This window comes from Gracilibacillus saliphilus (assembly GCF_010994085.1).
GTDB lineage: Bacteria > Bacillota > Bacilli > Bacillales > Amphibacillaceae > Gracilibacillus > Gracilibacillus lacisalsi.
The window spans coordinates 63,892-90,449 of sequence record NZ_WJEB01000029.1 but is presented as its reverse complement, the minus strand read 5'-3'; the positions used below and the strand labels follow the sequence as shown (position 1 = coordinate 90,449).

Annotated in this window: 33 protein-coding genes and 1 pseudogene; 6 read left to right on the top strand and 28 right to left on the bottom strand. The window is 34.5% G+C overall.

Annotated features, from left to right (window positions below; genetic code table 11):
• A partial coding sequence (locus tag GHT08_RS16495) for a transposase (RefSeq protein ID WP_193568316.1) occupies window positions 1-155 on the bottom strand: 155 nt, incomplete at its 3' end.
• A 76-nt stretch (window positions 156-231) separates the two neighbouring features.
• Entirely contained in the window at window positions 232-468 is a 237-nt protein-coding gene (locus GHT08_RS16490; RefSeq protein ID WP_163582567.1) for a hypothetical protein, read from the bottom strand.
• Between the two features lie 139 nt (window positions 469-607).
• On the opposite strand from GHT08_RS16490, the gene tlp reads away from it, so the two are divergent.
• Window positions 608-841: a small acid-soluble spore protein Tlp gene (tlp, locus tag GHT08_RS16485; protein ID WP_033404584.1), complete on the top strand. Its 234-nt coding sequence runs from the start codon at window positions 608-610 to the stop codon at window positions 839-841.
• Between the two features lie 101 nt (window positions 842-942).
• Here the strand turns inward: tlp and GHT08_RS16480 are convergent, their stop codons facing one another.
• The 7 genes from GHT08_RS16480 to GHT08_RS16450 form a co-directional block, all read right to left on the bottom strand.
• Window positions 943-1,731, bottom strand: a complete 789-nt coding sequence (locus GHT08_RS16480) for a phosphotransferase (RefSeq protein WP_163582566.1) — start codon at window positions 1,729-1,731, stop codon at window positions 943-945.
• A gap of 60 nt (window positions 1,732-1,791) precedes the next feature.
• Entirely contained in the window at window positions 1,792-2,403 is a 612-nt protein-coding gene (locus GHT08_RS16475) for a class I SAM-dependent methyltransferase (protein WP_163582565.1), read from the bottom strand.
• 85 nt (window positions 2,404-2,488) lie between these two features.
• Window positions 2,489-2,956, bottom strand: a complete 468-nt coding sequence (locus GHT08_RS16470; protein ID WP_163582564.1) for a VanZ family protein — start codon at window positions 2,954-2,956, stop codon at window positions 2,489-2,491.
• Between the two features lie 72 nt (window positions 2,957-3,028).
• A complete protein-coding gene (locus GHT08_RS16465) occupies window positions 3,029-3,574 on the bottom strand; it encodes a GNAT family N-acetyltransferase (RefSeq protein WP_163582563.1) in 546 nt (181 codons plus the stop codon).
• A gap of 27 nt (window positions 3,575-3,601) precedes the next feature.
• Complete coding sequence (locus tag GHT08_RS16460; RefSeq protein WP_163582572.1) at window positions 3,602-4,066, bottom strand: GNAT family N-acetyltransferase; 465 nt, start codon at window positions 4,064-4,066, stop codon at window positions 3,602-3,604.
• Between the two features lie 22 nt (window positions 4,067-4,088).
• Complete coding sequence (locus tag GHT08_RS16455) at window positions 4,089-4,271, bottom strand: hypothetical protein (RefSeq protein WP_163582562.1); 183 nt, start codon at window positions 4,269-4,271, stop codon at window positions 4,089-4,091.
• 21 nt (window positions 4,272-4,292) lie between these two features.
• Complete coding sequence (locus GHT08_RS16450) at window positions 4,293-4,436, bottom strand: hypothetical protein (protein WP_163582561.1); 144 nt, start codon at window positions 4,434-4,436, stop codon at window positions 4,293-4,295.
• Between the two features lie 250 nt (window positions 4,437-4,686).
• Between GHT08_RS16450 and GHT08_RS16445 the strand changes: the two genes are divergently transcribed.
• Both GHT08_RS16445 and GHT08_RS16440 read left to right on the top strand, forming a co-directional pair.
• Window positions 4,687-5,049 carry a PadR family transcriptional regulator gene (locus tag GHT08_RS16445; RefSeq protein WP_163582560.1) on the top strand — a complete coding sequence of 121 codons (363 nt, stop codon included), beginning with the start codon at window positions 4,687-4,689 and terminating at the stop codon, window positions 5,047-5,049.
• A complete protein-coding gene (locus GHT08_RS16440) occupies window positions 5,036-6,037 on the top strand; it encodes an HAAS signaling domain-containing protein (protein WP_163582559.1) in 1,002 nt (333 codons plus the stop codon). The genes GHT08_RS16445 and GHT08_RS16440 overlap by 14 nt, the downstream gene beginning before the upstream one ends.
• Before the next feature lie 46 nt (window positions 6,038-6,083).
• On the opposite strand, the gene GHT08_RS16435 is transcribed toward GHT08_RS16440, so the two are convergent.
• From GHT08_RS16435 to GHT08_RS16425, 3 genes are all read right to left on the bottom strand, one after another.
• Window positions 6,084-6,446 (bottom strand): NIPSNAP family protein, encoded by a 363-nt coding sequence (locus GHT08_RS16435; RefSeq protein WP_163582558.1) that lies wholly within the window; start codon window positions 6,444-6,446, stop codon window positions 6,084-6,086.
• 123 nt (window positions 6,447-6,569) lie between these two features.
• The gene (locus GHT08_RS16430; protein WP_163582557.1) at window positions 6,570-7,037 is read right to left on the bottom strand and encodes a DinB family protein; all 468 of its coding nucleotides are present in this window, start codon (window positions 7,035-7,037) and stop codon (window positions 6,570-6,572) included.
• 152 nt (window positions 7,038-7,189) lie between these two features.
• Window positions 7,190-8,401 (bottom strand): MFS transporter, encoded by a 1,212-nt coding sequence (locus GHT08_RS16425; RefSeq protein ID WP_163582556.1) that lies wholly within the window; start codon window positions 8,399-8,401, stop codon window positions 7,190-7,192.
• Between the two features lie 79 nt (window positions 8,402-8,480).
• On the opposite strand from GHT08_RS16425, the gene GHT08_RS16420 reads away from it, so the two are divergent.
• Window positions 8,481-9,323: a MerR family transcriptional regulator gene (locus GHT08_RS16420; RefSeq protein WP_163582555.1), complete on the top strand. Its 843-nt coding sequence runs from the start codon at window positions 8,481-8,483 to the stop codon at window positions 9,321-9,323.
• A gap of 284 nt (window positions 9,324-9,607) precedes the next feature.
• Here GHT08_RS16420 and GHT08_RS16415 read toward each other — a convergent pair whose 3' ends face one another.
• The 6 genes from GHT08_RS16415 to GHT08_RS16390 all read right to left on the bottom strand — a co-directional run bounded on the left by GHT08_RS16415 (window position 9,608) and on the right by GHT08_RS16390 (window position 14,651).
• Window positions 9,608-10,099, bottom strand: coding sequence for a PTS sugar transporter subunit IIA (locus tag GHT08_RS16415; protein WP_163582554.1), 492 nt, complete (start codon window positions 10,097-10,099; stop codon window positions 9,608-9,610).
• A 304-nt stretch (window positions 10,100-10,403) separates the two neighbouring features.
• Window positions 10,404-11,996: a hypothetical protein gene (locus GHT08_RS16410; RefSeq protein WP_163582553.1), complete on the bottom strand. Its 1,593-nt coding sequence runs from the start codon at window positions 11,994-11,996 to the stop codon at window positions 10,404-10,406.
• A complete protein-coding gene (locus tag GHT08_RS16405; RefSeq protein WP_163582552.1) occupies window positions 11,971-12,687 on the bottom strand; it encodes an ABC transporter ATP-binding protein in 717 nt (238 codons plus the stop codon). Before GHT08_RS16405 ends, GHT08_RS16410 begins: the two co-directional genes overlap by 26 nt.
• A gap of 38 nt (window positions 12,688-12,725) precedes the next feature.
• Window positions 12,726-13,514, bottom strand: coding sequence for an ABC transporter permease (locus GHT08_RS16400; RefSeq protein WP_163582551.1), 789 nt, complete (start codon window positions 13,512-13,514; stop codon window positions 12,726-12,728).
• 2 nt (window positions 13,515-13,516) lie between these two features.
• Entirely contained in the window at window positions 13,517-14,416 is a 900-nt protein-coding gene (locus GHT08_RS16395) for an ABC transporter ATP-binding protein (RefSeq protein WP_163582550.1), read from the bottom strand.
• A complete protein-coding gene (locus tag GHT08_RS16390) occupies window positions 14,400-14,651 on the bottom strand; it encodes a PLD nuclease N-terminal domain-containing protein (RefSeq protein ID WP_163582549.1) in 252 nt (83 codons plus the stop codon). Before GHT08_RS16390 ends, GHT08_RS16395 begins: the two co-directional genes overlap by 17 nt.
• A 282-nt stretch (window positions 14,652-14,933) precedes the next feature.
• Between GHT08_RS16390 and GHT08_RS16385 the strand changes: the two genes are divergently transcribed.
• The gene (locus GHT08_RS16385; protein ID WP_163582548.1) at window positions 14,934-15,473 is read left to right on the top strand and encodes a helix-turn-helix domain-containing protein; all 540 of its coding nucleotides are present in this window, start codon (window positions 14,934-14,936) and stop codon (window positions 15,471-15,473) included.
• A 187-nt stretch (window positions 15,474-15,660) separates the two neighbouring features.
• On the opposite strand, the gene GHT08_RS16380 is transcribed toward GHT08_RS16385, so the two are convergent.
• From GHT08_RS16380 to GHT08_RS16360, 5 genes are read right to left on the bottom strand one after another with little or no spacing between them, the layout of a single operon-like run.
• Window positions 15,661-16,425: a sugar phosphate isomerase/epimerase family protein gene (locus GHT08_RS16380; RefSeq protein WP_163582547.1), complete on the bottom strand. Its 765-nt coding sequence runs from the start codon at window positions 16,423-16,425 to the stop codon at window positions 15,661-15,663.
• 13 nt (window positions 16,426-16,438) lie between these two features.
• Window positions 16,439-17,479, bottom strand: coding sequence for a Gfo/Idh/MocA family protein (locus GHT08_RS16375; RefSeq protein ID WP_163582546.1), 1,041 nt, complete (start codon window positions 17,477-17,479; stop codon window positions 16,439-16,441).
• Between the two features lie 16 nt (window positions 17,480-17,495).
• Window positions 17,496-18,464 carry a sugar phosphate isomerase/epimerase family protein gene (locus tag GHT08_RS16370; protein ID WP_163582545.1) on the bottom strand — a complete coding sequence of 323 codons (969 nt, stop codon included), beginning with the start codon at window positions 18,462-18,464 and terminating at the stop codon, window positions 17,496-17,498.
• 15 nt (window positions 18,465-18,479) lie between these two features.
• Complete coding sequence (locus tag GHT08_RS16365; protein ID WP_153834564.1) at window positions 18,480-19,505, bottom strand: Gfo/Idh/MocA family protein; 1,026 nt, start codon at window positions 19,503-19,505, stop codon at window positions 18,480-18,482.
• A 15-nt stretch (window positions 19,506-19,520) separates the two neighbouring features.
• On the bottom strand, window positions 19,521-20,243 hold the full coding sequence (locus GHT08_RS16360) for a ThuA domain-containing protein (protein WP_163582544.1): 723 nt from the start codon (window positions 20,241-20,243) through the stop codon (window positions 19,521-19,523).
• A 364-nt stretch (window positions 20,244-20,607) separates the two neighbouring features.
• On the opposite strand from GHT08_RS16360, the gene GHT08_RS16355 reads away from it, so the two are divergent.
• Entirely contained in the window at window positions 20,608-21,372 is a 765-nt protein-coding gene (locus GHT08_RS16355) for a helix-turn-helix transcriptional regulator (RefSeq protein WP_163582543.1), read from the top strand.
• A gap of 5 nt (window positions 21,373-21,377) precedes the next feature.
• Here GHT08_RS16355 and GHT08_RS16350 read toward each other — a convergent pair whose 3' ends face one another.
• From GHT08_RS16350 to GHT08_RS16330, 5 genes and pseudogenes are all read right to left on the bottom strand, one after another.
• On the bottom strand, window positions 21,378-22,055 hold the full coding sequence (locus GHT08_RS16350; protein WP_163582542.1) for a response regulator: 678 nt from the start codon (window positions 22,053-22,055) through the stop codon (window positions 21,378-21,380).
• A 202-nt stretch (window positions 22,056-22,257) separates the two neighbouring features.
• Entirely contained in the window at window positions 22,258-23,262 is a 1,005-nt protein-coding gene (locus GHT08_RS16345; protein ID WP_163582541.1) for a glycosyltransferase family 4 protein, read from the bottom strand.
• A gap of 153 nt (window positions 23,263-23,415) precedes the next feature.
• Window positions 23,416-23,754, bottom strand: a complete 339-nt coding sequence (locus GHT08_RS16340) for a helix-turn-helix domain-containing protein (protein WP_163582540.1) — start codon at window positions 23,752-23,754, stop codon at window positions 23,416-23,418.
• Window positions 23,755-23,842: 88 nt separating this feature from the next.
• Window positions 23,843-24,961: a glycosyltransferase gene (locus GHT08_RS16335; RefSeq protein WP_163582539.1), complete on the bottom strand. Its 1,119-nt coding sequence runs from the start codon at window positions 24,959-24,961 to the stop codon at window positions 23,843-23,845.
• Between the two features lie 266 nt (window positions 24,962-25,227).
• Window positions 25,228-26,554: pseudogene (locus GHT08_RS16330) on the bottom strand (ISL3 family transposase).
• Window positions 26,555-26,558: the final 4 nt, after the last annotated feature.

The following is a 26,558-nucleotide window of genomic DNA, read 5'->3' as shown; positions in this document are numbered from 1 at the left end:
ACTAATGTGATATTATATTTTTCACTCAATGACACAAATTTATTTTTGGCATAATCCGAAATCGTATCATCTATTACTTTTCTTCGATACTTCACGACTAACACAAGATGGTAATACATCAAGAATACTGAATGATTGTTACTGTCTAATTTCATTGTTATAATACCATATTGAGGAAAAAGACTAAATAAAAAACTTTGGGCTCTCGCCCAACCGAAATTCATCTCCCCCTTACCGTTGGGCTACGCCCTTCACACGCTTGAAGAGGGAGACTTCTTTCTGAAGAACGTTAAACAGATAGTTTGCAATAGTAGAAAAAGGGATAATATACCCGTCTCTCATCAACCTCATTCTAATAATGGTTGTATCTTCACTAACTAAGTTTCCCAATAATACGATAGCAAGATAAACGAACAACAGAAAAAGAACCATCCTTTTGAATTTCAAACGGAGAACTAATACTTTCATGAACATACCTCCTCCATACAAGAAAATATGTCCAAGCTCTGTTAATTATTCAGTTATGATTTTCTATAAATCGAAATATAGTGCATACATATTATTTTCCAGCTTACTCATAATATAATTAATGATATGTAAAGGAGGAATGAGAGTGACAAAGCAACAGAACCAGCCGAATCCAGATGATCGCTCAGATAATGTGGAAAAATTACAACACAAGGTGCAAGATACAATAGAAAATATAGAAGAAGCACACGAGACGATGCAGTTTGCTTCTTCAGAAGAAAAAGAAAAAATTATCGAGAAAAATCGTCGTAGAGAAGAAGCAATTTCAGGTATGAGAGAAGAAATTAAAGATGAAGCACGAGATCAACAGTAGATATTCAAAAATACAAAAGGCATATGGAATTAGAATATTCTTTATGCCTTTTCCGAAAAAGATTGGTTTTTAATTATACTCACGCCTAACAAAAACTTATCTTAAACCCACTCTTGCCGATGATTACGAATAAATTGAATATCGTATTGATAGTGGGAAAGATGTCCTTCATCAATCATATTTTGAAACGATGTATCTCCTTCACTGGCTTTTCTTATAATAGTTTTACATAACCCTTCTAAACGGAGTAGCACCATTTCTAAATACTCTTCTTCCATCCTTTCCCCATAAGCTTCAAAGAAAATTCTAACTCTCTCCTTTATACGATTAGCATGCTGTGATGAATGATAATAAACTTTCTCGCCTTTTTCAGAAAGATAAAATCTACTTAGGGGGATGCAGGTATAAAGAGTGTAAGCCATATCCCAAAGCCTTGGACCAGGTCCAGCAACATCAAAATCAATAATACCTATTGGTCTTTCATGGTGAAATATAATGTTGTATATTGCAAAATCATTATGGCATAGTACTTCAAATGGTTGAGGGGTGTTATCAATCGGTTGCCAGCTATCATATGAAAAATCACTCACAGAATCATGATAAAGACGGAGTATTTTCGCTATTTCTACCAAGACTTCATCAGACCACATATACTCTTTTACAGGGTATTTACCAGCTTCCCCTTCAATAAAAGATAAAATCTCTCTCCCTTTTTCATCAATCCCTAAAAACCTTGGTGCATAACTGAAACCTTTTGTTTCCAAATGCTTTAGTAATTTATGAATGTTTGGACTTTCTTTCTTTAACTCTCTTCGTACAGTATTTCCCGAACGATAAACGTTCGAGACATTTCCTCCTGATAGTATTTTTTCATTTTTATGGTTTGACATTTGAATCCCCCCTTCTGTGACTCTATTTACCTTTCTGTTACTATAGAACAAGTGACTTAATTATGATCGAACTGGCTTCGCCCATATTAAATAGAGGATATCTGACCAATAACGTTCGATATGATCGACCTGAAGGTTTGAATTTCTCATTATCTCATTGATATTTCTGTTACAATGACATCCAGAAATCTTTTTATGTAGTGGATCAATCATTTTTTGACCGAAGGAAAGAAAGCTATTAGAACTCAATCCATGTTCCATTAACAATATAATCCCATCTTTACGGCACCAATGATTAAATTTATTTAATGTAACAATTGGATCGGGATAACTACAAAGTGAAAGCGTTGATACGATGCAATCAAAAGAGTTGTCTTCTAAAACCAGCTCATCAATATCTGCCTGTATAAATTTAGCTTTCACTTGAAGTTGTGATGCTGTTCTCTTGGCGCCCTTGATCATCTCTGAACTAAAATCAACCCCTGTTACCTCAACATTATTCCTATCATAATAGGGGAAATTTGCTCCCGCTCCAATTCCAACCTCCAAGACTTTTCCGTACGCGTTTTTTATTATTTTATTTCTCCATCGAGCAAGCTTTTGATTCGCACGATTATTTTCATACATCTTAGCCTGTTTATCGTATTTTTCGATGAGCTTTTCGTTTTTCACTTTCTCACCCTCTACCAAGTAATATTGTGCTTAACAAAGATCTTTCATCTAAGTAAATGCTACTTCCTTTTCCAAATATGTCATATCACGGAAATACAAGTTTCTGAACAATATTGGATCTCCAAATAGTAAAAACTAGCAAAGCACCAAACACGTTAAGAATTAAATCATCTATATCAAAACTTCCTCTTCTTGTAAGTGCTTGGATTGTTTCGATACATAAGATGAGTACAATCATGGAAATGGTGAACCTAGTCACGCTATTTGATCTCTTTATAAAGATCGGTAGGAACACCCCCATCGGCATAAAAGCTATAATGTTACCAATAATATTTCGGACAACTATATTTGTATTTATAGTCTCATTAAACATTGCCTGTACATAAAAATATATGGTGTTAAACGGTATGAAATTCGAAGTGTTCTTTACGTATTCTATCAAAGACAGGTTTGTTCCAGTATATCCTCTGTTTTCAAAAAATAATAGTATGATCAATACAAATAAATATAATATGAAACAAATCCCCAGAGTAAATTTTATTACCTTTCTCATATATCCACCTTACATCTTTAAGTAATAATTCTTCGATTTATTTTGATATAAAATACCAAGAGTGAATCTTTTTTATTCAGAACTTCTATCGGCAAACCATTCTGACAAGAGAACACGATACGAATAAACATCATGAAACTCATCGCCTTCACGTACCCATGAGCGTAGAATTCCTTCGTTGACAAAATTATATTTTTCTAACAATCGAGCAGAAGCATAATTATCCATATCTACATATGCCGTAAGCCTCTCTAACTCCCAATTGTTTGCTACATCTTTAAGAAATAGTTTTACCATTTTTGACGCAACACCTTTTCTCTGGCATTCAGGTAAAACTAAATAGTCAATTTCTGCTCGAGAATGGGTAGAATTATATCTTTTTAATGTGATAAACCCTACAGTATCTAGTGCATCTTTTATTTTTGCTACATATTTTACTCCTGTTTTTTCTTCTTTCATTTTTATACTTTCTCTCAGAATATCGGTTGCTTCTTCTATTGTTTTAATTGGCTTTCTTCCAAATGACTTCATTGCTTCATGATTAGAGTAACATGTGAACAATCCATTAATATCATTGTCGGAAATTTCTTCTAATATTATTTTATCTCTTAATGCCATTTTCTCCTTTCCCCCCTCGTATTTTATTTAGTATTTATATTCCATTTTAAGAAACTCAAATGTACTACCATTTGTTTCTTGCATAAATGTTTGTACTGCTATAAATCCAACTTTTTTATAAACTTTAATCGCCCTTTTATTAAATGTTGCGACTGATAAGGTTATTTTTAGTGGTTCATATTCAGTGTTAAGAAAATCTATACATTTTCTTAAAAAGCCTTCCCCTTTTCTTAATCCTGTTAAATCCGGTCTCATTCCCAAGGCAATATCAAGCGTTTTGTCACCAATCCTATTTATACTCAAAAAGCCAATCAAATCATTTTCTTTTGTTACCGAAAAAGACGAAGTGCCTCGTTTCTCTTGGTTTAAGAATTCATCTAAATCTTCTTGGTCAGCCTCCATATCATAAAATGAATATTCATCATCGTAATGCCAGTTAAATGCAATATCTTCAGCTTCTTCTTGTGTCATGACAGTAAATTCATATGACAATTTTATATCTCCACTTATCCATCTATCCGATAAAAGTTCTCCTTTCACCTTCATTGATATTCCAACCTAATTGATTTGCCCTTTTACATATAGCAGTGTGTTCTTCTTTCGTAACAAGAAAGCCAATATGGTCAAATATCGGTTTCTTCCCAAATCCAAACGCTACATTCACTTTACCTTTTCTCACTTCAATGATTCTAAACAACGGACTCTCATCTCGAAAGTCTTACCATTTCAAAGGTAGATGGTAAGTTTCAATACCTTTCTTCCCTTTGGCATAGCGTCCCATGACATCAAATCCGTGTTGAACATAGAAATTTTCTGTTTCTTCCAGTAAATTTGTCCAGTGATGGTAATGAAAAATATTCAATGTTTTATCTCCTTTCTTCCCTTACATTATTTTAACATAATATTCCATTAAAAACTTCACCTTATTTTTCTCATAATCCATGATTGTTTCATCATGGTGTTGAACATTAATTTTACCTGTAGAAACGTATGTAGGGGCTCTCCTACTTTTCGTGAAGGCATGGTTATTTACAAATGTTTTGAGATAAATCATATTTTGCACTTTACAATAGTGTGCGACATACAGTATACTACATGTAGGAGTTGATAAGATGAAAGATGCGAATGAATATTTGGATAAACTATTGCAAGAATTGCGACGAGGAACGATTACGATCAGTGTGTTGAGTCAACTATCAGAACCCCAATATGGCTACTCGCTTGTCAACATGTTGGAGGAGAAAGGAATTCACGTAGAACCTGGGACACTTTATCCACTTTTAAGAAGACTAGAAAAACAAGGACTACTGGAAAGTAAATGGGACACAGCGGAAACGAGACCACGTAAATATTACTTATTAAGTGAAACAGGTAAAGAAGTTTATAAACTGTTGATCGTTGAATGGCAACAAATTGTAGAAAGCATGAGTAATGTTATTGACATTAAAGGAGGCAAAAAGGATGGAGATGATTGACCGTTATATTTATGCTGTCACTCAGAAGCTCCCTCAATCACAAAGGGAGGATATTGCCAAAGAACTACGCAGTTTAATTGAGGATATGTTAGAGGAACGAGTCCAAGGTGAGGGTATTACAGATAATGATGTGGAAGAAGTATTAATGGAACTAGGAGATCCGAGGCAATTAGCTCAAAAATATAAAGGAACGAAAAAATATCTAATTGGACCAGAACTTTTTGACACTTACATGCTGGTATTAAAATTTGTTTTCATATCAATTGCTTTATCCATATCAATAGGATTTATTTTAAAAACTATAATAAATCCAGTTACCATTTTGGATCATTTTGTTGATTTAATTGTTGCATCTGTTACCGCTCTTCCAGCAGCTTTTGGCTGGACAACATTTGGCTTTGCCATCGCGGACCAGTTCGGGGAAATTAAAGCAAAAGATTTAGAGATTGGAACAGAATGGAAACCATCGGATTTAGCTCCCATTCCCGATGAAAAAAGACAAATCAAGTACTGTGAGCCAATAGTGAGTATTACATTTTATACGTTATTAACCATCATGTTTGTTTTTTATAATGAATACCTAGGGGTCTGGATTTTTCAAGATGGGGTTTCTGATGTGGTTCCGTTTTTAAATAACGAAACTTATACTACTTCCTTGTTATTCATTATTCTTATTATGGGTATTGGAATAACAAAAGAATGTCTTAAGCTCATATACGGTAAGTGGACCTACAAGCTAGTCACTTATATAGCAATAGTTAATGGGATTTCAACTATCGCTGTATTATTTATGATAAATGGAAATGCATTTTGGAACCCTGATTTTCTTCTTGATCTTACACAAGCAGGTTTAATTACTGAAAATAGTGATGGATATAGAACTGTAAGTATGATCTGGAATCAATCTACATTATGGATTTTAGTTCTTCTAGTCGTAGGATTAATTTGGGAATTAATTGATGGATTGATTAAGGCTAACAAAAAATAAAGTAAGTTGATTGAGAACTTTTGATTATCAGTCAACAACTCGTGGTTTAATCACGAGTTGTTGACTCACTCCCCTTCACCGTGGATTCGATCGCTTCGTTCTTAACTTCCAAGAAATAATCATTAAATACACGTTCTCTACCACCATTTTTTTGATACCAGTCTTGAACTCTTTTAACATGGGCTTTGTCACTTCTTACTTTGGACTCAATATCTAAGTATTCTTCATAAGTATCATATTCCCATATAGCAAAAATTTCTACCGTATCATCATCATTTTCCTTCATCCAGCGGCCAATCAATCGTGCTCCATGTTTTAATTGGTTCGGCAAATTAGTGTTATTAAAATGAGAATTAAAGATTTCTACAAACTCTTTTTTCACAATGTAAAACTTCCTGCGATAAAACATGAAAATACTCCTTCCCTGATTTCCTTCTATTTTTAATACGCTTTCATTTTTGATTATTATACTACACAAACTTTACATCTAGTCTAAGATTTCATTAGACTGTTACCGCTTCATCAACTCTGACTACTCCTTATTCATTTTACGTATATAAGTAAGTTGGCCAATATGATAAGCATTATGCGTGGTTACATTTGCAATTAATGCCCACCACTCAGCTTTTACTGGAAAACCATTAACACTGGATTCTAACTTCTCTTCGGTAATCAATTCTTGCCAGCGTAATAGTACCTTTATTAATCTCTCTTTAAGCTCGGGGAAACTCCTGTTTTCGGGTATAAGAAAACTATCCGCATTTTCCGCTAGAGATTGTTGAGCATTAAAATCGGAATTTTCATACCGGATTTGCCAAACTTCATTCCAGTAAATAAGATGTTGTACAATTTCTGCGATACTATGACTTCCTTTATCAGGTTTCCAAAAGGCTTCCTCATTTGAAATGCCGTCAACTGCTTCTTCAAAGGAAGCATACCAGCTTCGATCATTTACGTTTGCCAGCAACTGATCTAATAAAACCTCTTTAGCGTGAATCATTCTATCTCATCTCCTCCGCTTGGTTTATATAGACATTCACTACTTCATAATAATGTCTTGTTCAATGACTTAATACTAACATAATATTCCAAAATAGTTTATACAAAACAAGACGACCTTTGATGATCGCCTTGTTTAGATTGTTACTATAGTTAATAAGCTCTAACAAATGCTTTTCCTTTCCACCATACACAAACAGCAATAACCATACCTATCACTCCTGCGGCAAGCAAAATTAACTGGATATTCATTCCTGCTGAAGCTAATGCACTTACAACACCATATGCAATTGGATCAAAACCATTCATCGCTAAGAAGATAATGCTCATTACTCGCCCCATGATTCGATTTTCGGTATTTTCTTGAGCTGCTGTAAAAAAAGGGATGAACACAAATGCAATCGAAAATCCGATAAAAAACAATATAGTTGTCAGGAGCATTAAATTAGTTGCAATACTAAAAATAATTAAGAAAAGTAATGAAGCCATAAGTCCCATTAGCGATGTAAAGCCTTTACGCTTCACTTTTACAAAACTCATAATCAGCGTACCAATTACCATACCAACCCCTAAGCTAACCTCCATCAAACTTAAATTAATCGGTGTTCCGCCAAGAAGATCAACTAATAATGGCATAGCAATTTGCAGTCCACCAAATACAAAGAAATTTAACGTGATCAACACAATAATCCCTGTTAATAAGAATGTAGAAGATTTCATATAGGCAATACCTTCACGAAAATCTTCTAACGTACTTTGGTCACCCTTATGCTCTACTGGTCCTTCCTTAATAAAAGGTGGAAAAACTACGAAAGCAGATAACAAAACCAATATAGTCGCCACAAAGTAACTAGTCGCTATAGAGCTAGTTTCCATGATTACACCTGCAAGGATTGGACCGATAATAAAGGATATTTGATCTATACCCTGGAAATAAGCATTTGCTTGCTGTAATTGCGATTTTTCCACTACTTTCGGTATCAGTGATGAGCTAGCTGGTCCAAAAAATGCATCCAGCATACCAAATAAACCTACCGTAACGAATAATAAAGCTAGTGTCATCGAGTCACTTGCCACAAGCCAATAAATACAAAAAAGTACTAGTGCTTGCAGCAAGTTAGTACCAAACATAATTGTTGTTTTTTTGTACTTATCTGCCAATACTCCACCAAAAGTAATTAATAGTAAACGTGGCACTGTTGCCGTAATTAAAGCAATTCCCAAGATGCCAGGTGAACTTAATACATTGATGATATACCAAGAGGTCGTTGTCAGAAACATACTAAAGCCAACAATCGCCAAAATACCTGCAACTAACAATAACATATATGTGCGATTTCGAAAGATTGATTGTTTCAATGTCATTTCTCCATTTCTAATTGTTGTGTACTAAATCATCTTATGGTATATAGTAACTATATAGTCAAGACTGGAGTGTTGAAAAATGACTGACAAAAATGTTAAATATTTCACAACAGGTGAATTTGCCAAACTTTGCAGAGTAAACAAGCAAACTCTTTTTTATTATGATCAAATTGGTCTTTTATCACCTATGCTAAAAAACGAAAAAGGCTACCGCTATTATTCCATTCACCAATTAGAGTTATTTACCCTCATAACTTTGTTAAAAGATCTGGGCATGTCACTACATGATATTCGTAAATATGTTGAACATAAATCACCAGAAAAATTCTTATCAATTATGCATAAACAGAAAGAAAAAGTAGCGAAACAACGGATGGAAATAGAAATGAAAGAGAATATGATCGATGCACAAATTGAATTAATGAATAAAGCATCAAGTATAGATTTTGATCAAGTTAGTGTTGAACGATTACCGGAACAAACATATTATTTAAGTAAAAATATCGAGAATATTTCAGATGAGGAATTTTTTGAAGTGTTCTCAGACTTTGTTGAGGAATTGTACAAATTACATATTGATACCGGATACCCTATCGGTGGCTTAACTAAACGAGAACAAGTGCTGAAGGGTGAGTTTACTAATTATAGTTATTTATATATAAAACAACTTCATTCTCAGAAGGATAACCCATACCTAAAGACTATAAAAGGTGACTTTTTAATCGGATACCATAAAGGGGAAGATAAGAAAATTCACCATACCTATAAACGACTTTTGTCAGAGCTGGAACGATTAAATCTAGAATTAGGAGATTATGTTTTAGAAGAATATATTTATGACACTGTCGTTAAAAACAGTGAGGAGCAATATGTGACAAAGATTATGATGCAGGTGAGACCTAAGGCAGATATGACATTCTAATTGTTCTCGCTTTTTTTTGCAAGTTCCAAGATTTATTTGCAACTTTACTAATTTATTTGCATTTGCAGGAATTTATTTGCAACTTTACTAATTTACTTGCAGATTCCTGAATTTATTTGCAACTTCTTCTGTTCTTAACATCAGCTCACTTAAAATAGAAAACGCAATCGCATATTAATCACATTCAAAATGAGGTGCGAATTGCACCTCATTTTTGTTAGCTATTTACAGTTTTGCATCTTTAAACCAGGCCCATTAGACAATAACCCATATCTTTTATCTAGTTATTTTTTCTCAATATGAAATAAAATATCTTTTTCGGATTCGATATCTTGTTCACTCGCGATATTAGTCACCGCAAAATCTTCACCATTTAATAAGATAATGGGTGTCACTGTTTTGTATCCTTCCGCTGCAACGGTATCAATATCAAATGTAGCTAATGGATCTCCTTTTTTTATCTTTTGTCCATCCTCTACTTGAATATCGAAACCTTTTCCATCTAATTCAACGGTTTCAAGACCCATGTGCACTAAAATTTCAGCTCCGCCATCCGTTTTGAGACTAATCGCATGTTTTGTCTTAAATACGTCCGCTACTTCACCATCAATAGGAGATACCACTTGTTTATCTGTTGGCTCAATCGCTACACCATCCCCCATCATTTTTTGGGAAAAGACTTGATCAGGTACTTGGTCTAATGGTATTGCTTTTCCCGTCAATGGTGCCATTAAGTCTGTATTCACTTCTTTCTGCCTGAATAGCTTCTTTAACATAGCTTAACCCCTCCATTAGGTTAATATATAGTTACTTCTACCCCAAAACGAGCCAAAATAATCATTTCTTTACTTTTATTATTTGTTGCAGATTATCTTAATGTATGGCATGAACAGACTAAAATAACTAGCCAAAACAGAAAAAACTCTAAGTAAACATTCATTGATCACAGGAATATTTTCGTTGACATCTGGAAAGTGAAGTTAATATTAATTTCAGTCACTTCACTATTCAAAAATCGGTGTGAAATATTTTCAATAATACTTACCTAATTAAGTCTACATATGAGAGATGATCCCTAAATTATAATTTTTTCCTCAATATGCTAATCAAAATGAAGAGTGTCACAAACATTAACATTAGTATGATGGAGGCGACAAATACAGGGTTAAGCTTTAACCAAATCATACTAAGGTGAACCATGGCCATAATAAAAAGTAACGGCAAACCATATAACAGACTTACCAATACATTTAGATTGGACTTCACTGCCTCAGAAGGATTTCCCCACTCAGTTAAAGGATGCTTCCTATCATATAAAGGTGCTAAAAGATTATAGCAGACTACTAGGGAAGCAATTATCATTAATGTAAAAATTGTATCGTTATGCCAATAGCCAAAAACAGCTAATATCATATAACTAAGCAACAAAGCGATTATACTTATGATAGACGCTATGGCCACTTTAGAAAAATAAACCGATTGATTATTTAACGGCGAACATTTGAGTAAATACCAATACTTGCCTTCTCTAGAATATGGGGTACCACTTATGTTATTGATACAGCAAAAGAAAAGAATGGCGTAAGCAAAATATTTATCAAAAACAACTTCACTTGCACCATAAAAATCTATAGGCACGACTCCATAATTGATTAATATTATAATGACGGTTGTACATACAGGAGGGAATAAGATACCTAAGACTACTTGCATCTTAAAATAAGGTTCGGTATTTATGACCCATATCTCCCTTTGTAAATAATTGAACCATTGATATGGTGTGATATAAACCTTAGTCCTTTTTATTCCTCCGTTAGAATTATTACTTAGAGCATTTCTAGCGTAATTCAGTACTACATTTTTTATAGTTAGATAGTACATTACACTGCCGATTATTAGGAGGAGGAAACATACAATGATGAAATAGTTCTTATAGCTAGTTGATACTATAGGGGCTATTAAATATTTTAACACTGGAATAGAATTTAAGGTGTCAAAAATGTAACTTAGTATTCTGTTCATTGAATTACTAAATCTCTCCAAGTTAGTTAATTTGATAGATGATAACAGAACGGTAATGTTAACTTGTGAATGTTTCTCATAAAAAGCAAAACAACCAAACATGATTAACATAACCCCTACAATATTTGTAAATAAGTAAGTAACTTTGCTTTTAAACTTATAGTAATACCTATTAATAAAGGAAAGCATAAAAAGTAAAAACATTGCAGTGAATGCATTAACAAAAGGGACATAAATAAGTAATTGAATCGCCTCTATTATTTTGAAGTCAAAGACCAAAATGAGAAATGTGACGATCTGAGGAACTAAGGATACCAATAAAGGTACTAGCAAACTACTTATCAATTTAGCGATAGCAATTTTTTTATATGAAAGAGGCAATGGCGCTAATAATTGAAACTCATGGTATTCAAAAAAATGTGAAAACGATAAATAACAGACAAAAACAAATACAATTATATTAGAAAATACTAGATTTAAGACTATAAAAATATGCGTGTCAGTAATTAAATAGACAAACAAATTAATCACTGTTATTTGTATAAATAAATAAACGAAAGCAATGAGCAATACTACTTGAAGTTTAGTTTGTTTCGGCTTGTTATAATATGAGGAAATGAAAAATTTAGTTAATTGGTAAACTTCTTTCATATATTTCAGCCTCCATAAAGAACGATTCTAAAGATTTCTCCCCAATAATATTTCTTATTTGGTCATGTAAAATAATCTTTCCATCTTTTAATAGCGCCACTGTATGACATATCTTTTCTGCTACATCAAGCAAATGTGTAGAAAAGAAAACAGTTCCTCCTGAATAGGTGTATTCTTTTAATAATTCTTTAAATACTAACACTGCCTTTGGATCTAAACCGTTTAGTGGTTCATCCAATATAATAATTGGTGGATTTATAGTAAACGCAGCTATAAGCGACATTTTATGTAGCATACCATAGGAAAAAGCTCCTATAGGCTTTTTTATAGATTTTTGCATATTAAATCTATCAATATAATTCTCCAACTTTTCATACTCCTTGACTTTATATAAGTTCATTAAAAAAACAATCCAATCATAACCAGATACATTTTTGAAAACATTAATCGTGTCAGGTATAAAGAAAAATTGTTGCTTATACTCTACGTCACTACTTCTAGAAACTCCGTTTATTTTAACAGCTCCTTGATCACACTCTAATATTCCAGTTATAATCTTGAGAGTAGTGGTTTTACCTGCACCATTTCCTCCTACAAACCCTACTACTTCTCCTTTTTGAACCTTTAAATTCACACCTTTTAATACATCTTTTTCCCCGTAACTTTTTGTTATATTTTTAAGCTCTAACAATATTAAAACCTCCTATGCTAATAGAAAAAATTTCAAAATTAATCTACATGGAATTTCTTTTTCGATATCCATATGTTGGAGATGGATATCATCATGATTGTTAATAAAAGTGTAATGAATACACTACCTACAATTCTTGAATCGACCGTTCCTATAACTAAATATTCCATCGCGTGTTTACTGACTGTTGCCGGGTTAACAGAATCTATTATGGGATGGAAACCAGCAATTATCCTACAACCTAGTAAAAAAACGATAGAAGTAAGTGCGATGATTCCTTGGCTATTCAAAATTGTACTTACCATTGTGATAAACGATACAATAAATAACACCCATATTAAGTACAAAAATAAGGCTGTTAGCATATTAGCAAACTGGACATCAGTAAATAAAACATTTACATATAACCCTGATACCGTATATCCAACTATCACACTAGTAGCAACAAAGAGAAAATTAGAGATAATCTTTGCACCTAGGTATTCTATTACCTTGATGGGTCTTGTTAAAATAAATGCCAGCATGCCGTTAGCTTTTTCAGATTGAACAGCTCCCATTAGTGAAACAATAATGATCATAATCCCTAATTGATCAAACTGTGACCCTAACGTACTAGCTAAAATCTCTTCACCTTTTTGTGCTGCCATGTTTGGATCAATGGTAATTCCCTCATTACCTGCAAACGCTTTTAAGAGAAATGGCATATAGTAACTAACTACCGGTTGTATTATGCCCAAAAATATAAATACTAGAGGCAACCATATAATCTTTAATTCACGTGTCATTTGAGTACATTCTTTTTTAGTTAAAACACTAAGATTATTCACCTTTACACCACCAATTTCAAGAAAATATCTTCTAAACTATCGTTATCTATTTCAAATTTCAATAGTTCAACATTATGTTCCAGTGCACTTTTGATTATCATATCTTTATTCCGCCCTATATTTTCAACTTCAATCTTTACTTTAGTTCCGAACACTGCTACATTTTTGACGTAATCTAACTCTTTTAGAGTATTGACCCATCCCGAACTCTGTGGAGTGATTTCAAAAATTAATTTGTTTTGATTATGTTTTTTTAATAAATCAGACATTGATGTATCTTCTATTTTCTCACCATTCTTTATAATGACAAATCGCTCACAGATTTCTTCCGCATCACTTAAAATATGAGTTGAAAGCAAAATGGTCGTATCTTTTTTTATTCCTTGAATAATATTTATAACTTCTCTACGTCCAATCGGATCTAAAGCAGACACTGGTTCATCCATCACAATTAAAGCTGGTTTATGAAGTATGGCCTGTGCAATGCCTAGTCTTTGTCTCATTCCTCCTGAAAAGTTTCGGACCTTTACATTCTCTTCTCCATTTAACCCAACTTTATCCATAACTTTAGGGATATCTCTGATTAATTCTTCTTTTTTTAATCCTGAAAGTTGTCCCATAAAGGTAAGGGTTTCTTTGGCTGTCATCCATTTATAAAAATTTGGATATTGAGGTAAATAACCTATTCTGCTTTTTACTTTTGATATTTTATTGCCATCAAGTATAATTTCCCCCATGCTAGGATCAACAATGTCGGCAATCATTTTGATAAGTGTTGACTTCCCTGCACCATTCGGGCCAATTAAGCCAATGCATTCCCCAGAATGTAATTCCATAGAAAAATTATGAACAGCTGTTTTTTCACTAAATTTCTTGGTAACATTTTTAATTTCTAATTTCATAGTCGTCACGATCCTTTCTTCCCATTACAAAATAGAGAACGGGTCCAATTGTGTTAAAGAAAATAATTATCAACGTCCAAATTAATACATTCTTTCTTTTGTTACGATTCTTGTACAGATCTACTAAAGCAACCACAACTAAAATCAACACAATAACTATTATTGGTAAAGCGATTATTAATATTGGAGTTAAATCCAACGCTTTTAACTCCTCTAAACTATAATTCAGCTCCAATGTTATTCACTCCCACCACTTTTCATTATCATTATCAATAATGATAACACATAAACAGATTTATTACACTATTTTTTTAAATATTGTTTTAAAGATTATTATTATTTATAATAATGATATGATTAGTTAGATGCAGACAATCTATCATATAGGAGTTATGTTGTAATATGTGTTAAATCAATAAAGCGAGACTTCCACCTGTTTGGTTTCTACGAACGATGAACACCATGGAAAATTTATTTGTACTTATTTGAAGGAAATCATTTAATAAGGAGTCAGATTATGGTTAATAAAGCTGAACTTTTAATACACCCTGTAAGAATGAAAATAATTCAAGCATTAATGAGAAGTGGTGATAATGGTCTAACTACTTTTGAAATGTTAGGCATTATAAAGGATGTACCTCAAGCTACCCTATATCGTCACATTCAAACACTACTAGATGCTGGAATCATTCGTATAACAAAGGAAAAAAAAGTACGATCGGTAACAGAAAAATATTATACTTTAAACGAAGAGGAAGCAAAACTAACACCTGAAGAGTGGAGAAATACTTCTAATGAAAATAAAGTCAACTATTATTCTTATTATCAATTATCACTTATGAATCAATACCAAAGCTATCTTTCTAAAGTTGAAGATAAGGGAGCCGAAGATCTGTCCACCTTCTCTTTATTAGAAACAAAACTCGATGATGAAACCTTTGCCAAATTTCAAAAAGAGCTAAATGATTTAATGGTTAAATACTATCAATCTACATCTGTAAAGAATAAAGATACTCAAACTCGTACTGTTGCTATAACTATCATACCCGAATCTTAATTTTTTTGGCTTATCACCCAAATATCTGAGCCAATCTTTATTTTAACAATATTTTATAACTTACAAATAAAAAACCTCACTTTACGAGCCGTTGTCGTAAAGTGAGGTTTTATTGATTACTACGTTAGCTTCCTTACAAGTTTCGTTGGTCAAATAAGGCAAAACCTTGATTGAAAGCAGTCTCCTATCATTGCTTTCCAATTACTTCTTTCAAATTAACAACATTCTCTTCAGCACTTTCGAGCGGATCACCGTCGAATTGTTCTTGTTCAATTACATACCAGTTCACACCGACAGATTCTCCTGTTTCCCATAATGTTGTAATGTCTAATGAACCTTTTCCGATTTCAATGCTGCGTTTTTCACCATTTTCTACTGTCATATCTTTAATGTGTAAGGACACAACTAGATCATCATATGCTTTGATCGTTTGTAATGGATCTACGCCAGCATGTGTTGCCCAATAACAATCGAGTTCCATCTTTACATACTCACGATCTGTTTCCTCAAAAAGAATGTCGAAGCCTCTTTTTCCATTACCAAGATCAAAGAATTCCATATTATGATTGTGATAAGCAAAAGTGAATCCAGCTTCGGAGCATTTACGTCCAATCTCATTTAATTCTTCTGCAGCACGGTAATAGGCACCTTCATCTGCTCTAAGCTCTTCCGGTAAAATTGGACAAATAATTAAATCATTACCAATCGTTTTATTATAGGTTAACGAAGCTTCTAGTTGATCACCTGTTAAACTGTCAAACGGCATATGACTGCCAGCAGCCACTAAACCTGATTCATCCATTACTTGTTTCAATTCATTGGCAGGTGTATCAAAGAATCCGGCAAACTGTACGGCCTCATAACCCATTTCACCCAATTTTCGTAAAGTACCTAAAAAATCTTTTGAAGTATGGTCACGTACAGAATACAATTGAATTGCAATTTTCCCCATGTGTAATGCCTCCCTATAGATATACGGCCTTACCCGTTTCAGCTGATTGGTAAAGTCCGTCGATAATTTTTTGAATATTGGTACCTTGCTTCGCATAACGATCTGTGATATTACCTTCAATGCAGTCCGTAACAAAAGCATGAACTTCTGTTTGATGAGCATTTATTTCTGGTAAATAGGCTGGTGTAATATCAATTAAAGTATCATGCTTTTCCTGATACATTTTTAATGGAAAAATGTCTGCTCCACCTTGATTACCCATTAACGAAACTTGCATGGTGTCACGCTTTTCTACATTAGCTGCAAATGCCGATTCTAATACGAGTGATGCACCATTTTGGAAAGTTATCATCCCCACCGCCATATCCTCGACAGTATAGTTTTGATAATCCCATTCACCTAATAAACCGACACCTTTTTTTGTTCCGAGTTGTTGATGTGTCTGACCAAGGACTACTACAGGCTCTGGGTAACCCATTAAATATAGTGCTGTATCTAGCATATGGACACCGATATCGATTAATGGACCGCCGCCTTGCAATTCCTTGTTAGTAAATACACCCCAACCTGGAATACCACGTCGTCTAATTGCTTGCACACGTCCGGAATAAATGTCACCGAGTTCGCCTGCATCAATAAAACGTTTGGCAACCTGCGTCTCCGATTGGAAACGATAATGGAAACCATACATCAACAATTTACCTGATTTTACCTGCGCCTCTTCCATTTCTTTTGCTTCTTCTTGATTCATTGCTGGTGGCTTTTCACATAAGACATGACAACCTGCTTCTAATGCAGTAATCGCTGCCTCCTTATGAAATTTATTTGGCACACAAACGCTGACAGCATCAATGTCTGTTTCTCTTAACATGGTGTGATAATTGTCAAATGCTGCTTGAATACCATGTTCACTTGCCACTGCTTTTGCTTTGTCATACGCGACATCTGCTATAGCTACAATTTCCACTTGTTCTGGCACTTTTCGATACGCAGGAATATGGACATCTGTCGCAATACCTCCTGCACCAATCAGCGCAACTTTTAACTTTGTCATCTGTGATTTCCTTTCCTTACGCCCACCACATCTCAGCCGGGCTTTCTTTAATATTTACTGCTTTTAAGTTATCTACAGCACGAGCAAAACCTTCGTCAACGGACATAATAGGATCTTCATGCTCAATACTTACAACATAATCATAGCCAAACGTTCGAAGAGCACTAATCATGTTAGACCATTCTTCTAAACCATGACCACATCCAACAGATCGGAAATTCCATGCTCTTGTTTGAATATTGCCATATGGTTGCATATCCGTAAGACCATACATATTAACATTATCCTGATCAATGTAAGTATCCTTTGCATGGAAATGATGAATCGCATTTTCTTTTCCTAAAATTTTTATCGCTGCAACTGGATCGATTCCTTGCCACCATAGATGGCTTGGATCCAAGTTAGCTCCAATTGCTGGGCTTGTTTCTTCACGAAGCTTTAGCATCGTATATGGTGTGTGCACTAAAAACCCGGCATGTAATTCAATACCGATTTTAACGTTATGTTGTTCAGCCAGTTCTCCAATCTCTTTCCAGTATGGGACCAACTTTTCTTCCCATTGCCATTCCAGAACATCTGCGTATTCTGTTGGCCATGGTGCGACAGGCCAGTTTGGTGCTTTAGCGTTTTCTTGGTCTCCGGGAGTCCCCGAAAAACAGTTGACAACCGGTACACCAGTTAGACCTGCAAGTTCAATTGTTTTACGAAGAATTTGATCACTTTCTTCCGCAAATGGCTTATCAGGTGTTAATGGATTGCCATGACAGCTAAAGGCACTAATCGTTAGCCCTCTATCTTTAACCTCTTGTAAATAATGATCGCGTTTCACCGCATCTTCTAAAAGTTCATCAATTTTACAATGTGCATCTCCCGGGTAGCCGCCAGTTCCAATTTCCACGGCATCTAACCCACTAGCTTTCACATGGTCCAACATCTCTTCGAAATTTTTTTCTGCAAATAGTACCGTAAATACACCAAGTTTCATGACTGTCTCCTCCTTCTATAAGGTTATATTCTTCTTCGTTTCATTCGCTTCTAATGCTGCTAAAATAATTTGTAATGATTTATAGCCTTCTTCTCCGTCTATTAATGGTTTGGAATCATTTCGTACACTGTCAACAAAATGATCAATAACACCTGAAGACGTTTGGCCGCCACTGTCATTTGTTTGGATTTGGCCAAGCTCATAATTGATTTTTGATCCGTCTGTATAGGTTGCTATTAAGCTGTAAGCAGGATCATCTTCAAGACGAAGCATTCCTTTTTCTCCGTAAATGACGGTTGAGTTGTCTTCTCCAGCTCCATAAGCCCAACTAGCTGTCAATGTACCAATAATGCCCTTCTCACTACGTAAAATCGTCACCGCTTGATCATCAACATCACTGTTCTCCTTGGCAGACGATTCTACCATCGCCGCTACTTCAGTAAATTCTGTTCCCAAAATATAACGAATGACATCTGCTTTATGTACGCCAAGGTCACCTAACGCACCAATAAATGCCTCTTCTTTACGGAAGAACCAGCTTTCCTTTCCATCAATACTCCAACCTTCTGGACCACCATGACCAAATGTGGTACGGAAGCTGTACACTTTACCGATCTCACCATTTGCGATTAATTGTTTCGCCTTTTCATGGCTAGGTACAAAGCGTTGATTATGTGCGATCATTAATTTTTTGCCTGCTTTATTGCTAGCGTCGATCATTTGCTTTGCCTCTTCTTCAGAAGTTGCCATCGGTTTTTCACATAAAACATGTTTTCCTTGTTCAGCAGCAAATATAGAGACAGGCGCATGCAAATAGTTCGGTAAACAAACGCTGACAAGATCTGCGTTAGAGTCTGTTATCGCTTGTTTATAATCCGTATACGCTTGTACGTTATATTCAGATGCTGTTGACTGAGCACGCTCCTCTTTAATATCACAGACAGCCACAATTTCTACAAAAGGATTTCCCTGATATTCTGGTAAATGACGATGAATTGCAATACTCCCACAGCCAATTACGGCGACTTTTAATTTATCCATAGATTCCATCTCCCTTTATGATTTTGGTTTTATTTCTTCTAATGGTTGGGCATTTCCATAGCTGGAAAATTCCCTTGTTGTTGGCTTAGCCCATCTTACGGCATTTTGAATTACTTTTTGAATATCTTGATGGTAATACGTCGGGTAGCCTTCGTGACCTGGGCGGAAATAAAAGACTTTGCCATGTCCTCTTCGATAGGTACAACCGGAGCGGAATACTTCCCCGCCTTCAAACCAGCTGACAAGCACTAATTCATCTGGTGCAGGGATATCAAAATGTTCTCCATACATTTCTTCTTTTTCTATTTCAATATATTCACCAATCCCTTCGACAATCGGATGAGAAGGGTTGACCACCCACATTCTTTCCTTTTCATCTGCTTCACGCCATTTCAAGTCACAGCCAGTGCCCATTAATTTTTGAAAGATTTTCGAGAAATGCCCGGAATGAAGGACAATTAATCCCATTCCTTCAAGTACACGTTTATGTACTTTATCAACTATTTCATCTGCTACTTCATGATGAGCTAAATGTCCCCACCATAGCATCACATCTGTCTTTGCTAACTTTTCATCAGTAATTCCATGATTCGGCTCATCTAATATAGCGGTTTCAACATGAATATCATCTGTTTCTAAAAACCCTTTAATTGCTTCATGAATCCCATTTGGATAGATTTTTGCTACTTCTTCGTCTTGCTGTTCATGTCTGAATTCATTCCATATTAAAACATTCATTAATTTCTACTCCACCTTTCGTATTTGCGTAAAGAATAAGAGTTAACAATCAAAATAATGATGAGCGAAAATGACTGCTCTGATATTGTTACCCTTTTCATTTTGCAATATTAGTTATTTATTATCATAAATGATCACCTTTCATTTGAACATAAATGATATAATCAAAACATGAACTATTTTGCTATAAAGTGAGACTTCCAGTAGTGGAGTTTTCACTGCTGGTTAGCGAAACTTATCAGGGTGTTACCGACCGTTAACTTCTTGATATACTCTTGCATATTACGGACGGTTACCATCGTGGAAAAGTAAGACTTGCAGTAGTGGGGGTTTCACTGCCATATTTGAAATGGAGGATTTTCATATGAAAATTAATTTTTGCGGTTACTCTTATCATAATTATCGTTATCACACATCCCATCAATCACGATATGCGTCATACTTATTCCGACTTCAAACAGAGGGACGGTCACAGGTGAAAGTAAATGCTGATACTCGTGTCGTGGAAAAAGGTGATTTACTTATTATCAAACCCGGTGAGAATTATGAGTTATATGTGGAGGAAGGACAACAAAGCGGCGATTTTCATTTATATTGTGAAGGAAAATGGATAGACGAACGCTTCAAGGACGCTCCAGCCTTTGCAAAAATCACGTTAGATGAAGCTGTATTAGATTTTTGGCATCATTTGATCATTGAGGAAAGACGTCCGAAAAAAGAAAGAAACAGCGAGCTTACCTACTATTTGGTTAGTGCACTGTGTGTTTCTTTACAAAGAGCGATGGATAAAAGATCGGATGACATTTACCGTCCGTATGTGGTAACGAAAATGATGCGCTTCATTGAGGAAAACGCGACAAAACAAGGCTTTAAAGTAGAGGACATTGCTAATCATTGCAATCTGAGTGTTTCAAGATGTGTGCATCTGTTCAAAGAACATGTCAATCAAACGTTAATTGAGTATGCCCAATCTATTCGCATATCTGCAGCGATTAACCAAATGAAATATACCACGATGACACTTGAAAATATTGCCCAAAATTGTGGATTTGGCTCTTACTCTTATTTCCATCGCGTTTTCAAAAAATATTATGATATTTCTCCCAGAGCATATCGTGAAAAAATGTAGGGTGATTAGCCGGTCATATCAGACAATATTTGCAGAAGTTCGACTCGGCTTTTGATTTTAAGCTTTTTATAAATGAGTGACAAATAATTCTTGACTGTCCCCTCACTGATCCCTAATTGATCGGCTATCATTCGGTTTGTCCAACCTTTTTTCATCAACTGAATAATTTGTAACTCACGATTGTTCAAATCTTTATGTTGATTAAACTGTTCTTTAATAAAATGCAATGAACTTTCCCGTTCCATCTTAAGTAAGGAATCTAAACGCTGTGAAAAGTGCTGAACTAATGTCTGAGGAGCAACAAATTTACCATCCATAATAAAACGAAGTGTATCTTTAAATTCATCTAATCCTGAACTTTTTAATATGTATCCATCTGCTGAAACAGATAACACTGTTTCGATTGACTCTTCGTCATCAAAAGCAGATAATAAAACGATTTTAATGTTTGGGTACATTTCCTTTAATTTTCTTGCACATTCTAAACCATTCATAACCGGCATATGAATATCCAATAAAATTAAAAAGGGACGAACTTCCTTCTCTTTGATAAAATTAATGACTTCTTGTCCATTTGTTAATGTACCTATCACCTGGAACTCTTCCATGTCTTCCACAAAATTCGTAATCATATCACGAAAAAGTGTTTGTGACTCTGCCACAACTACCGTGTGCTTTATCATACTATTTTCCCCCTCTTATTTACTAAATTATGGATAATTTTAACTTAGCTATTACTTTTTCTCCTAACTATTTTTATTATAACGTATTTTTTATTCGTTTTAAAGAACATTTTGGTTTAAATTTACTATTTTTTATTTTTAATTGTCCATTGTTTGTTGAATTTTTGACTTTTACGTGAAAACTAGTCGAATCAAAGCCGTTTCATTTATATTTTTTTATTAACTTTAGGATCTGTTGATTATAATAAGGTGGTTCATTTTTCATATAAATGATAGGCGTGTTCATTGTTTCAGCTTCAAAATTTAATGCGGATTGTGGCTCCCATTCCACATAGACATCCGCTTGTTCTAAATATCGAAATACATTGGCTATGTTACCAATAAACACAACATGATCCCCTAATTGATGGGTTTTGAGCTCGTTCCGGATTATTGTTTCATTACGATGATCACCATAAAGATACCACTTGAATGCAATCCGCTGTTTTACAAAGTACTTGATCATATGAATAAATCCTTCAATATGCCTCCTGTACTTTAAATTATTGGCTGATAAAACAGATAAATATTGAGGATGATACCTTATTGCTTCATCTAATTTTAAAACGCGGTAAAGTGATTCTTTATAATAAGGATCTGCATAGAACTTTATTTGATGATTATTTTTCGCTAACTCACGATACATAGATTGTGAAGCTGTGTATATCAAATCCTGTTGACGTAATCGATCTATCATAGGTGCTATAGCCTTTTTGAACTGTCTAATAGGAAAGTAATAAATTTTCTTGTCAGCTTGTACTTTATCTCTTAAGTAAAAGGATGAGATACCAGAAGACAAACTAACTGCCTCATCAAAATGGATATGACTTTCCACTATGCTCTCATAGATAGATTTCCAATACAACCGGACTAATGATGGAAAATTATAATATGCTTTTCTAATATGCAATGGGATTGAATGAGATTGCAACGTATAACTCCAATTCCGCTGATCGTGGAAATCCTTTCTAGTAGAAGAAATGACATGACTGATTGGAAGCATTACCTTTATCTGTTTATTTAAATGTTGTAAAAACAAAGAATCATTCTCGAGTAATTTTATATATATTTCAGCTATAGGCTCAAGATGACGGTAAATAAGATATAATTGATGTTCAATGGAAAGTCCGAGGTCTAACGGATCCATTATAATTAACACTTTTTTCATGAACATTCCTTCTTTCCATCCACTTTTCACCGTAAATGCTTGCCTAAGCCTCTTGGCCATTCTTCATACAAGTATATGTAATTGTTTTTTTATTATAACTATTTCTAGTACATTACTTGGTTATTAAACAAGCAGATGTCTATATATCCATTTTCACTTCTTTGCCTCCTTTTGATTTTTCCATTTAATGAATTCAAAGATGATTCGATATTCATCAAAGTCTGGTTTCGTTATTCCTAAGGATTTTAAATTATCGACAAACTCGATCCATTCCTCATCATTCGTAAACGGCTGATCTTCTTCTCCTAACAGTGTCACCACTTCAACCCCTAATACTTCTGCTAATTTTTCTACTATTTGAATAGATGGGTTATCATTTAAGTTCCGTTCGATATTACTTAAATAAGATTTTGACACATCGGATCTTTCTGCTAACTCCGATAAAGTTAAATTCTTCTTCTTTCTGATTCGGTTTATATTATTCCCTATCATTTTTACAATACCTCAATCCCATCGATATTCTTTTTATATCACGTTATTAAGCGTTTTTAAGACTCCCTTTACTCAAGAGAGTGTTACATTATATGCCATCATCTCTTAGTTGCAAATACGTTTGCTCCGTTTGATGAACTACTTGCTTTAGATCATATCCATTGTTTATTAATATTTCGGGCTCAATAGGATTTCTGGATTTGTGTTCATAAGCATCATACATCGCTTCTAACCACTTTCTTTTATTATCTACAGGAATGAATTGAACTAGTCCCTCTCCCAAATCAACTTCCTTCGATATACTGTCTGAAGCAATAATCGGCAATCCTGCACCTTGTGCTTCTACTAGAGTTAGTGGTAACCCTTCGGATAAAGAAGGGAAAATAAACAAATCAAATACTTGTAACCATTTCCCCAAATCTTCTTTCGCTCCTAATAAAATCACATGATCTTGGATGCGATATTGCTTCACTTTTGCTTCGATTTCAGCTCGTAACGGTCCATCTCCTACTAATATTAATTTTGATTGCGGAATTCTTCTCCGGAATCCTACAAATAATTCTATTAAATATTGATAATTTTTTTGGGCCGTAAACCGACCAATATGACCAATGACAAACTCCTTATCGATGATGCCGAGTTCCTGTCTTCCTTGCTCTCTCAATGAATGCGAATAACAAAAACGCTCTAAATCGATTGCTTTAAACATGATTTCCACCTGATTGGCCTTTCTTTTAAACAACCATTCTGCCGCTTCAGGTGAAGAAGCAAAAAAATGAGTGGCATAGAGTGGAATTAATGAGCTGGCTATCTCTTTTAACACCTTTTCCGCTCCTATTGCGTTACCTTTTGTACTATGGCTATGAGCTACTCTTACAGGTATCCCTGTTCTTTTTGCTGCTCTTAAGGGGTAGATACTCATTTGATCTATATGCGAATGCATAACAATGTAAAACCGATGTCCTTTAAAAAATTGGCGTAATGATTTTCGATAACCCCTTATTCCAGCTTCGTTTATCGACGGAATACGGTATATAAGACCGCCTAACTGATGTATTTCCTGATCATAATCTCCTTCTTCATTTGTTAAAAAATCAAATTGCACTTTGCTTCGGTCCAAGTTACGGTAGACGTTCATCAGCATCGTTCCTACCTCACTTTGATTCATACTTTCTACCACATGTAAAATTCGTAGTGCACTTTCCACCTTTGTTCCTCCTCGATAATTTCATTATAACGAACAGTTATGTATATCTTTTTTTGCGTGGATTTATCCCACACTGAACTTCTTAGATTTGCGGATGATTATTACCTTTATAAAGTGGGAAATTATTATTTTCTTATGCAAATCTTTAAAACTATTTCTTTTCTCTATAAAGAACACAAATATATATTCTCATGATTTTAGTAGGATGTCAACTAACATTTGGAAGTACGAAAATAGGGTATTTGGACTTTATGGTGGAAAAGGGCTTATAAGTCACCCTTCTCCAATATCTTAATAAATGTGGAAAAATCGACACCAAAGTTGTCCGTAATGTCGTGGTCTGTCACTTCTGGTAAGTCAAAGTTATTGTTCGCCATACCATTTCCAAAAGCACTCGAATTGAATCGTGGTTCACGCTTCTTATGGAGATTCTCATTGAACAGTATTTTGGCTCGTAAGGAATCAAATTGATAACCTCTACCGATACGTTCTACTTGCCTGATAATACTGTTAATAGACTCTGTATAAGCGTGGAAGCCTCTTGTCGAAGTAATTGAATATTTCTTGGTTCCAGTTGTCTACAGCTCTTACAAGGTCTTTATAAGCGCCTTTAGACTTACTATTAATGCAATGGTGTCTCCATTGGCTATAACGTATTTTGCCTTCTCTAGGATTATCAGTATCCCATATCCAGTAGAACTCTTCTTTGAGTTCATAGGCTACTTTCAATTCAGGAAGATTACCTAACCAAGTCTCTAATAGGAATAATTCACGCTCGGTTAGGTCATGTTTACGTTTTAGAAGAATAAACCTCTCACGCATAAGGATACGCCTTTCCTTGGCGGTCATTTTATCTTTGAGATCTTTTCTAACACTTTCTAACGCTTGGTTAGCCATTCGGACAACGTAAAACTTGTCTACGACAACTTTAGCGTGTGGTAAAACTGTATTCACTGCATCTTTGTAAGGTTTCCACATGTCCATTGTGACGTATTGAATATAAGTATTGTCTTTTATTTCAGAAAGGCGTTGAATAACTGTTTCTTTGTTACGATTAGGTTTTAAATCGTATAAGGTTTTACGCTCCACATTGGTCAATACAAGACGAGGCTTCTTGATAATGTATATTTCATCAATACCAAGCCATTTTGGAGTCTCGAACTGGTAATCACGTTCTTTTAATGCCACATAGCCTTTAAAGATGTTCCTAACTGTTTTCTCGTCTACACCAACACTTTCAGCTACTTCTACAAATGTCTTAGACATGGACTGCTTTTCTATAAACTCTATCAACCTTTTAGTCATACTACGATTTTCATCAATGGATATAAGATGTTCCCAAAAGGTAGAACCACATTCAAGACACTTATAACGTTTGCGGTTTACTTGTAAGCACACTCGCTTTATGCGAATGGGCAAATCTAAAATAACTTGTTTTCTACTTCCATGCTTGTAATACTTAGCTGGATGTCTGCAATGCGGACAATGGAATGGGTTAGAAATCGCTTCAACACTGATAAGGATGTCATCTTCATTTTCTTGAATATCTTCTAGTATTTTAAATTCAGATAGAACCAATAAAGAATCTCTCAATTTT

Bases quoted from the DNA above. Each gene is read 5' to 3' on its own strand.
- GHT08_RS16440 (WP_163582559.1), top strand. From the start codon at position 5,036: ATGGAGATGATTGACCGTTATATTTATGCTGTCACTCAGAAGCTCCCT.
- GHT08_RS16445 (WP_163582560.1), top strand. From the start codon at position 4,687: ATGAAAGATGCGAATGAATATTTGGATAAACTATTGCAAGAATTGCGA.
- GHT08_RS16355 (WP_163582543.1), top strand. From the start codon at position 20,608: ATGAAAATTAATTTTTGCGGTTACTCTTATCATAATTATCGTTATCAC.
- GHT08_RS16410 (WP_163582553.1), bottom strand. From the start codon at position 11,996: ATGAAAGAAGTTTACCAATTAACTAAATTTTTCATTTCCTCATATTAT.
- GHT08_RS16395 (WP_163582550.1), bottom strand. From the start codon at position 14,416: ATGAAATTAGAAATTAAAAATGTTACCAAGAAATTTAGTGAAAAAACA.
- GHT08_RS16425 (WP_163582556.1), bottom strand. From the start codon at position 8,401: ATGACATTGAAACAATCAATCTTTCGAAATCGCACATATATGTTATTG.
- GHT08_RS16360 (WP_163582544.1), bottom strand. From the start codon at position 20,243: ATGAATGTTTTAATATGGAATGAATTCAGACATGAACAGCAAGACGAA.
- GHT08_RS16420 (WP_163582555.1), top strand. From the start codon at position 8,481: ATGACTGACAAAAATGTTAAATATTTCACAACAGGTGAATTTGCCAAA.
- GHT08_RS16350 (WP_163582542.1), bottom strand. From the start codon at position 22,055: ATGATAAAGCACACGGTAGTTGTGGCAGAGTCACAAACACTTTTTCGT.
- tlp (WP_033404584.1), top strand. From the start codon at position 608: ATGAGAGTGACAAAGCAACAGAACCAGCCGAATCCAGATGATCGCTCA.
- GHT08_RS16380 (WP_163582547.1), bottom strand. From the start codon at position 16,425: ATGGGGAAAATTGCAATTCAATTGTATTCTGTACGTGACCATACTTCA.
- GHT08_RS16345 (WP_163582541.1), bottom strand. From the start codon at position 23,262: ATGAAAAAAGTGTTAATTATAATGGATCCGTTAGACCTCGGACTTTCC.
- GHT08_RS16340 (WP_163582540.1), bottom strand. From the start codon at position 23,754: ATGATAGGGAATAATATAAACCGAATCAGAAAGAAGAAGAATTTAACT.
- GHT08_RS16465 (WP_163582563.1), bottom strand. From the start codon at position 3,574: ATGGCATTAAGAGATAAAATAATATTAGAAGAAATTTCCGACAATGAT.
- GHT08_RS16435 (WP_163582558.1), bottom strand. From the start codon at position 6,446: ATGTTTTATCGCAGGAAGTTTTACATTGTGAAAAAAGAGTTTGTAGAA.
- GHT08_RS16365 (WP_153834564.1), bottom strand. From the start codon at position 19,505: ATGGATAAATTAAAAGTCGCCGTAATTGGCTGTGGGAGTATTGCAATT.
- GHT08_RS16375 (WP_163582546.1), bottom strand. From the start codon at position 17,479: ATGACAAAGTTAAAAGTTGCGCTGATTGGTGCAGGAGGTATTGCGACA.
- GHT08_RS16415 (WP_163582554.1), bottom strand. From the start codon at position 10,099: ATGTTAAAGAAGCTATTCAGGCAGAAAGAAGTGAATACAGACTTAATG.
- GHT08_RS16480 (WP_163582566.1), bottom strand. From the start codon at position 1,731: ATGTCAAACCATAAAAATGAAAAAATACTATCAGGAGGAAATGTCTCG.
- GHT08_RS16430 (WP_163582557.1), bottom strand. From the start codon at position 7,037: ATGATTCACGCTAAAGAGGTTTTATTAGATCAGTTGCTGGCAAACGTA.
- GHT08_RS16490 (WP_163582567.1), bottom strand. From the start codon at position 468: ATGAAAGTATTAGTTCTCCGTTTGAAATTCAAAAGGATGGTTCTTTTT.
- GHT08_RS16470 (WP_163582564.1), bottom strand. From the start codon at position 2,956: ATGAGAAAGGTAATAAAATTTACTCTGGGGATTTGTTTCATATTATAT.
- GHT08_RS16370 (WP_163582545.1), bottom strand. From the start codon at position 18,464: ATGAAACTTGGTGTATTTACGGTACTATTTGCAGAAAAAAATTTCGAA.
- GHT08_RS16385 (WP_163582548.1), top strand. From the start codon at position 14,934: ATGGTTAATAAAGCTGAACTTTTAATACACCCTGTAAGAATGAAAATA.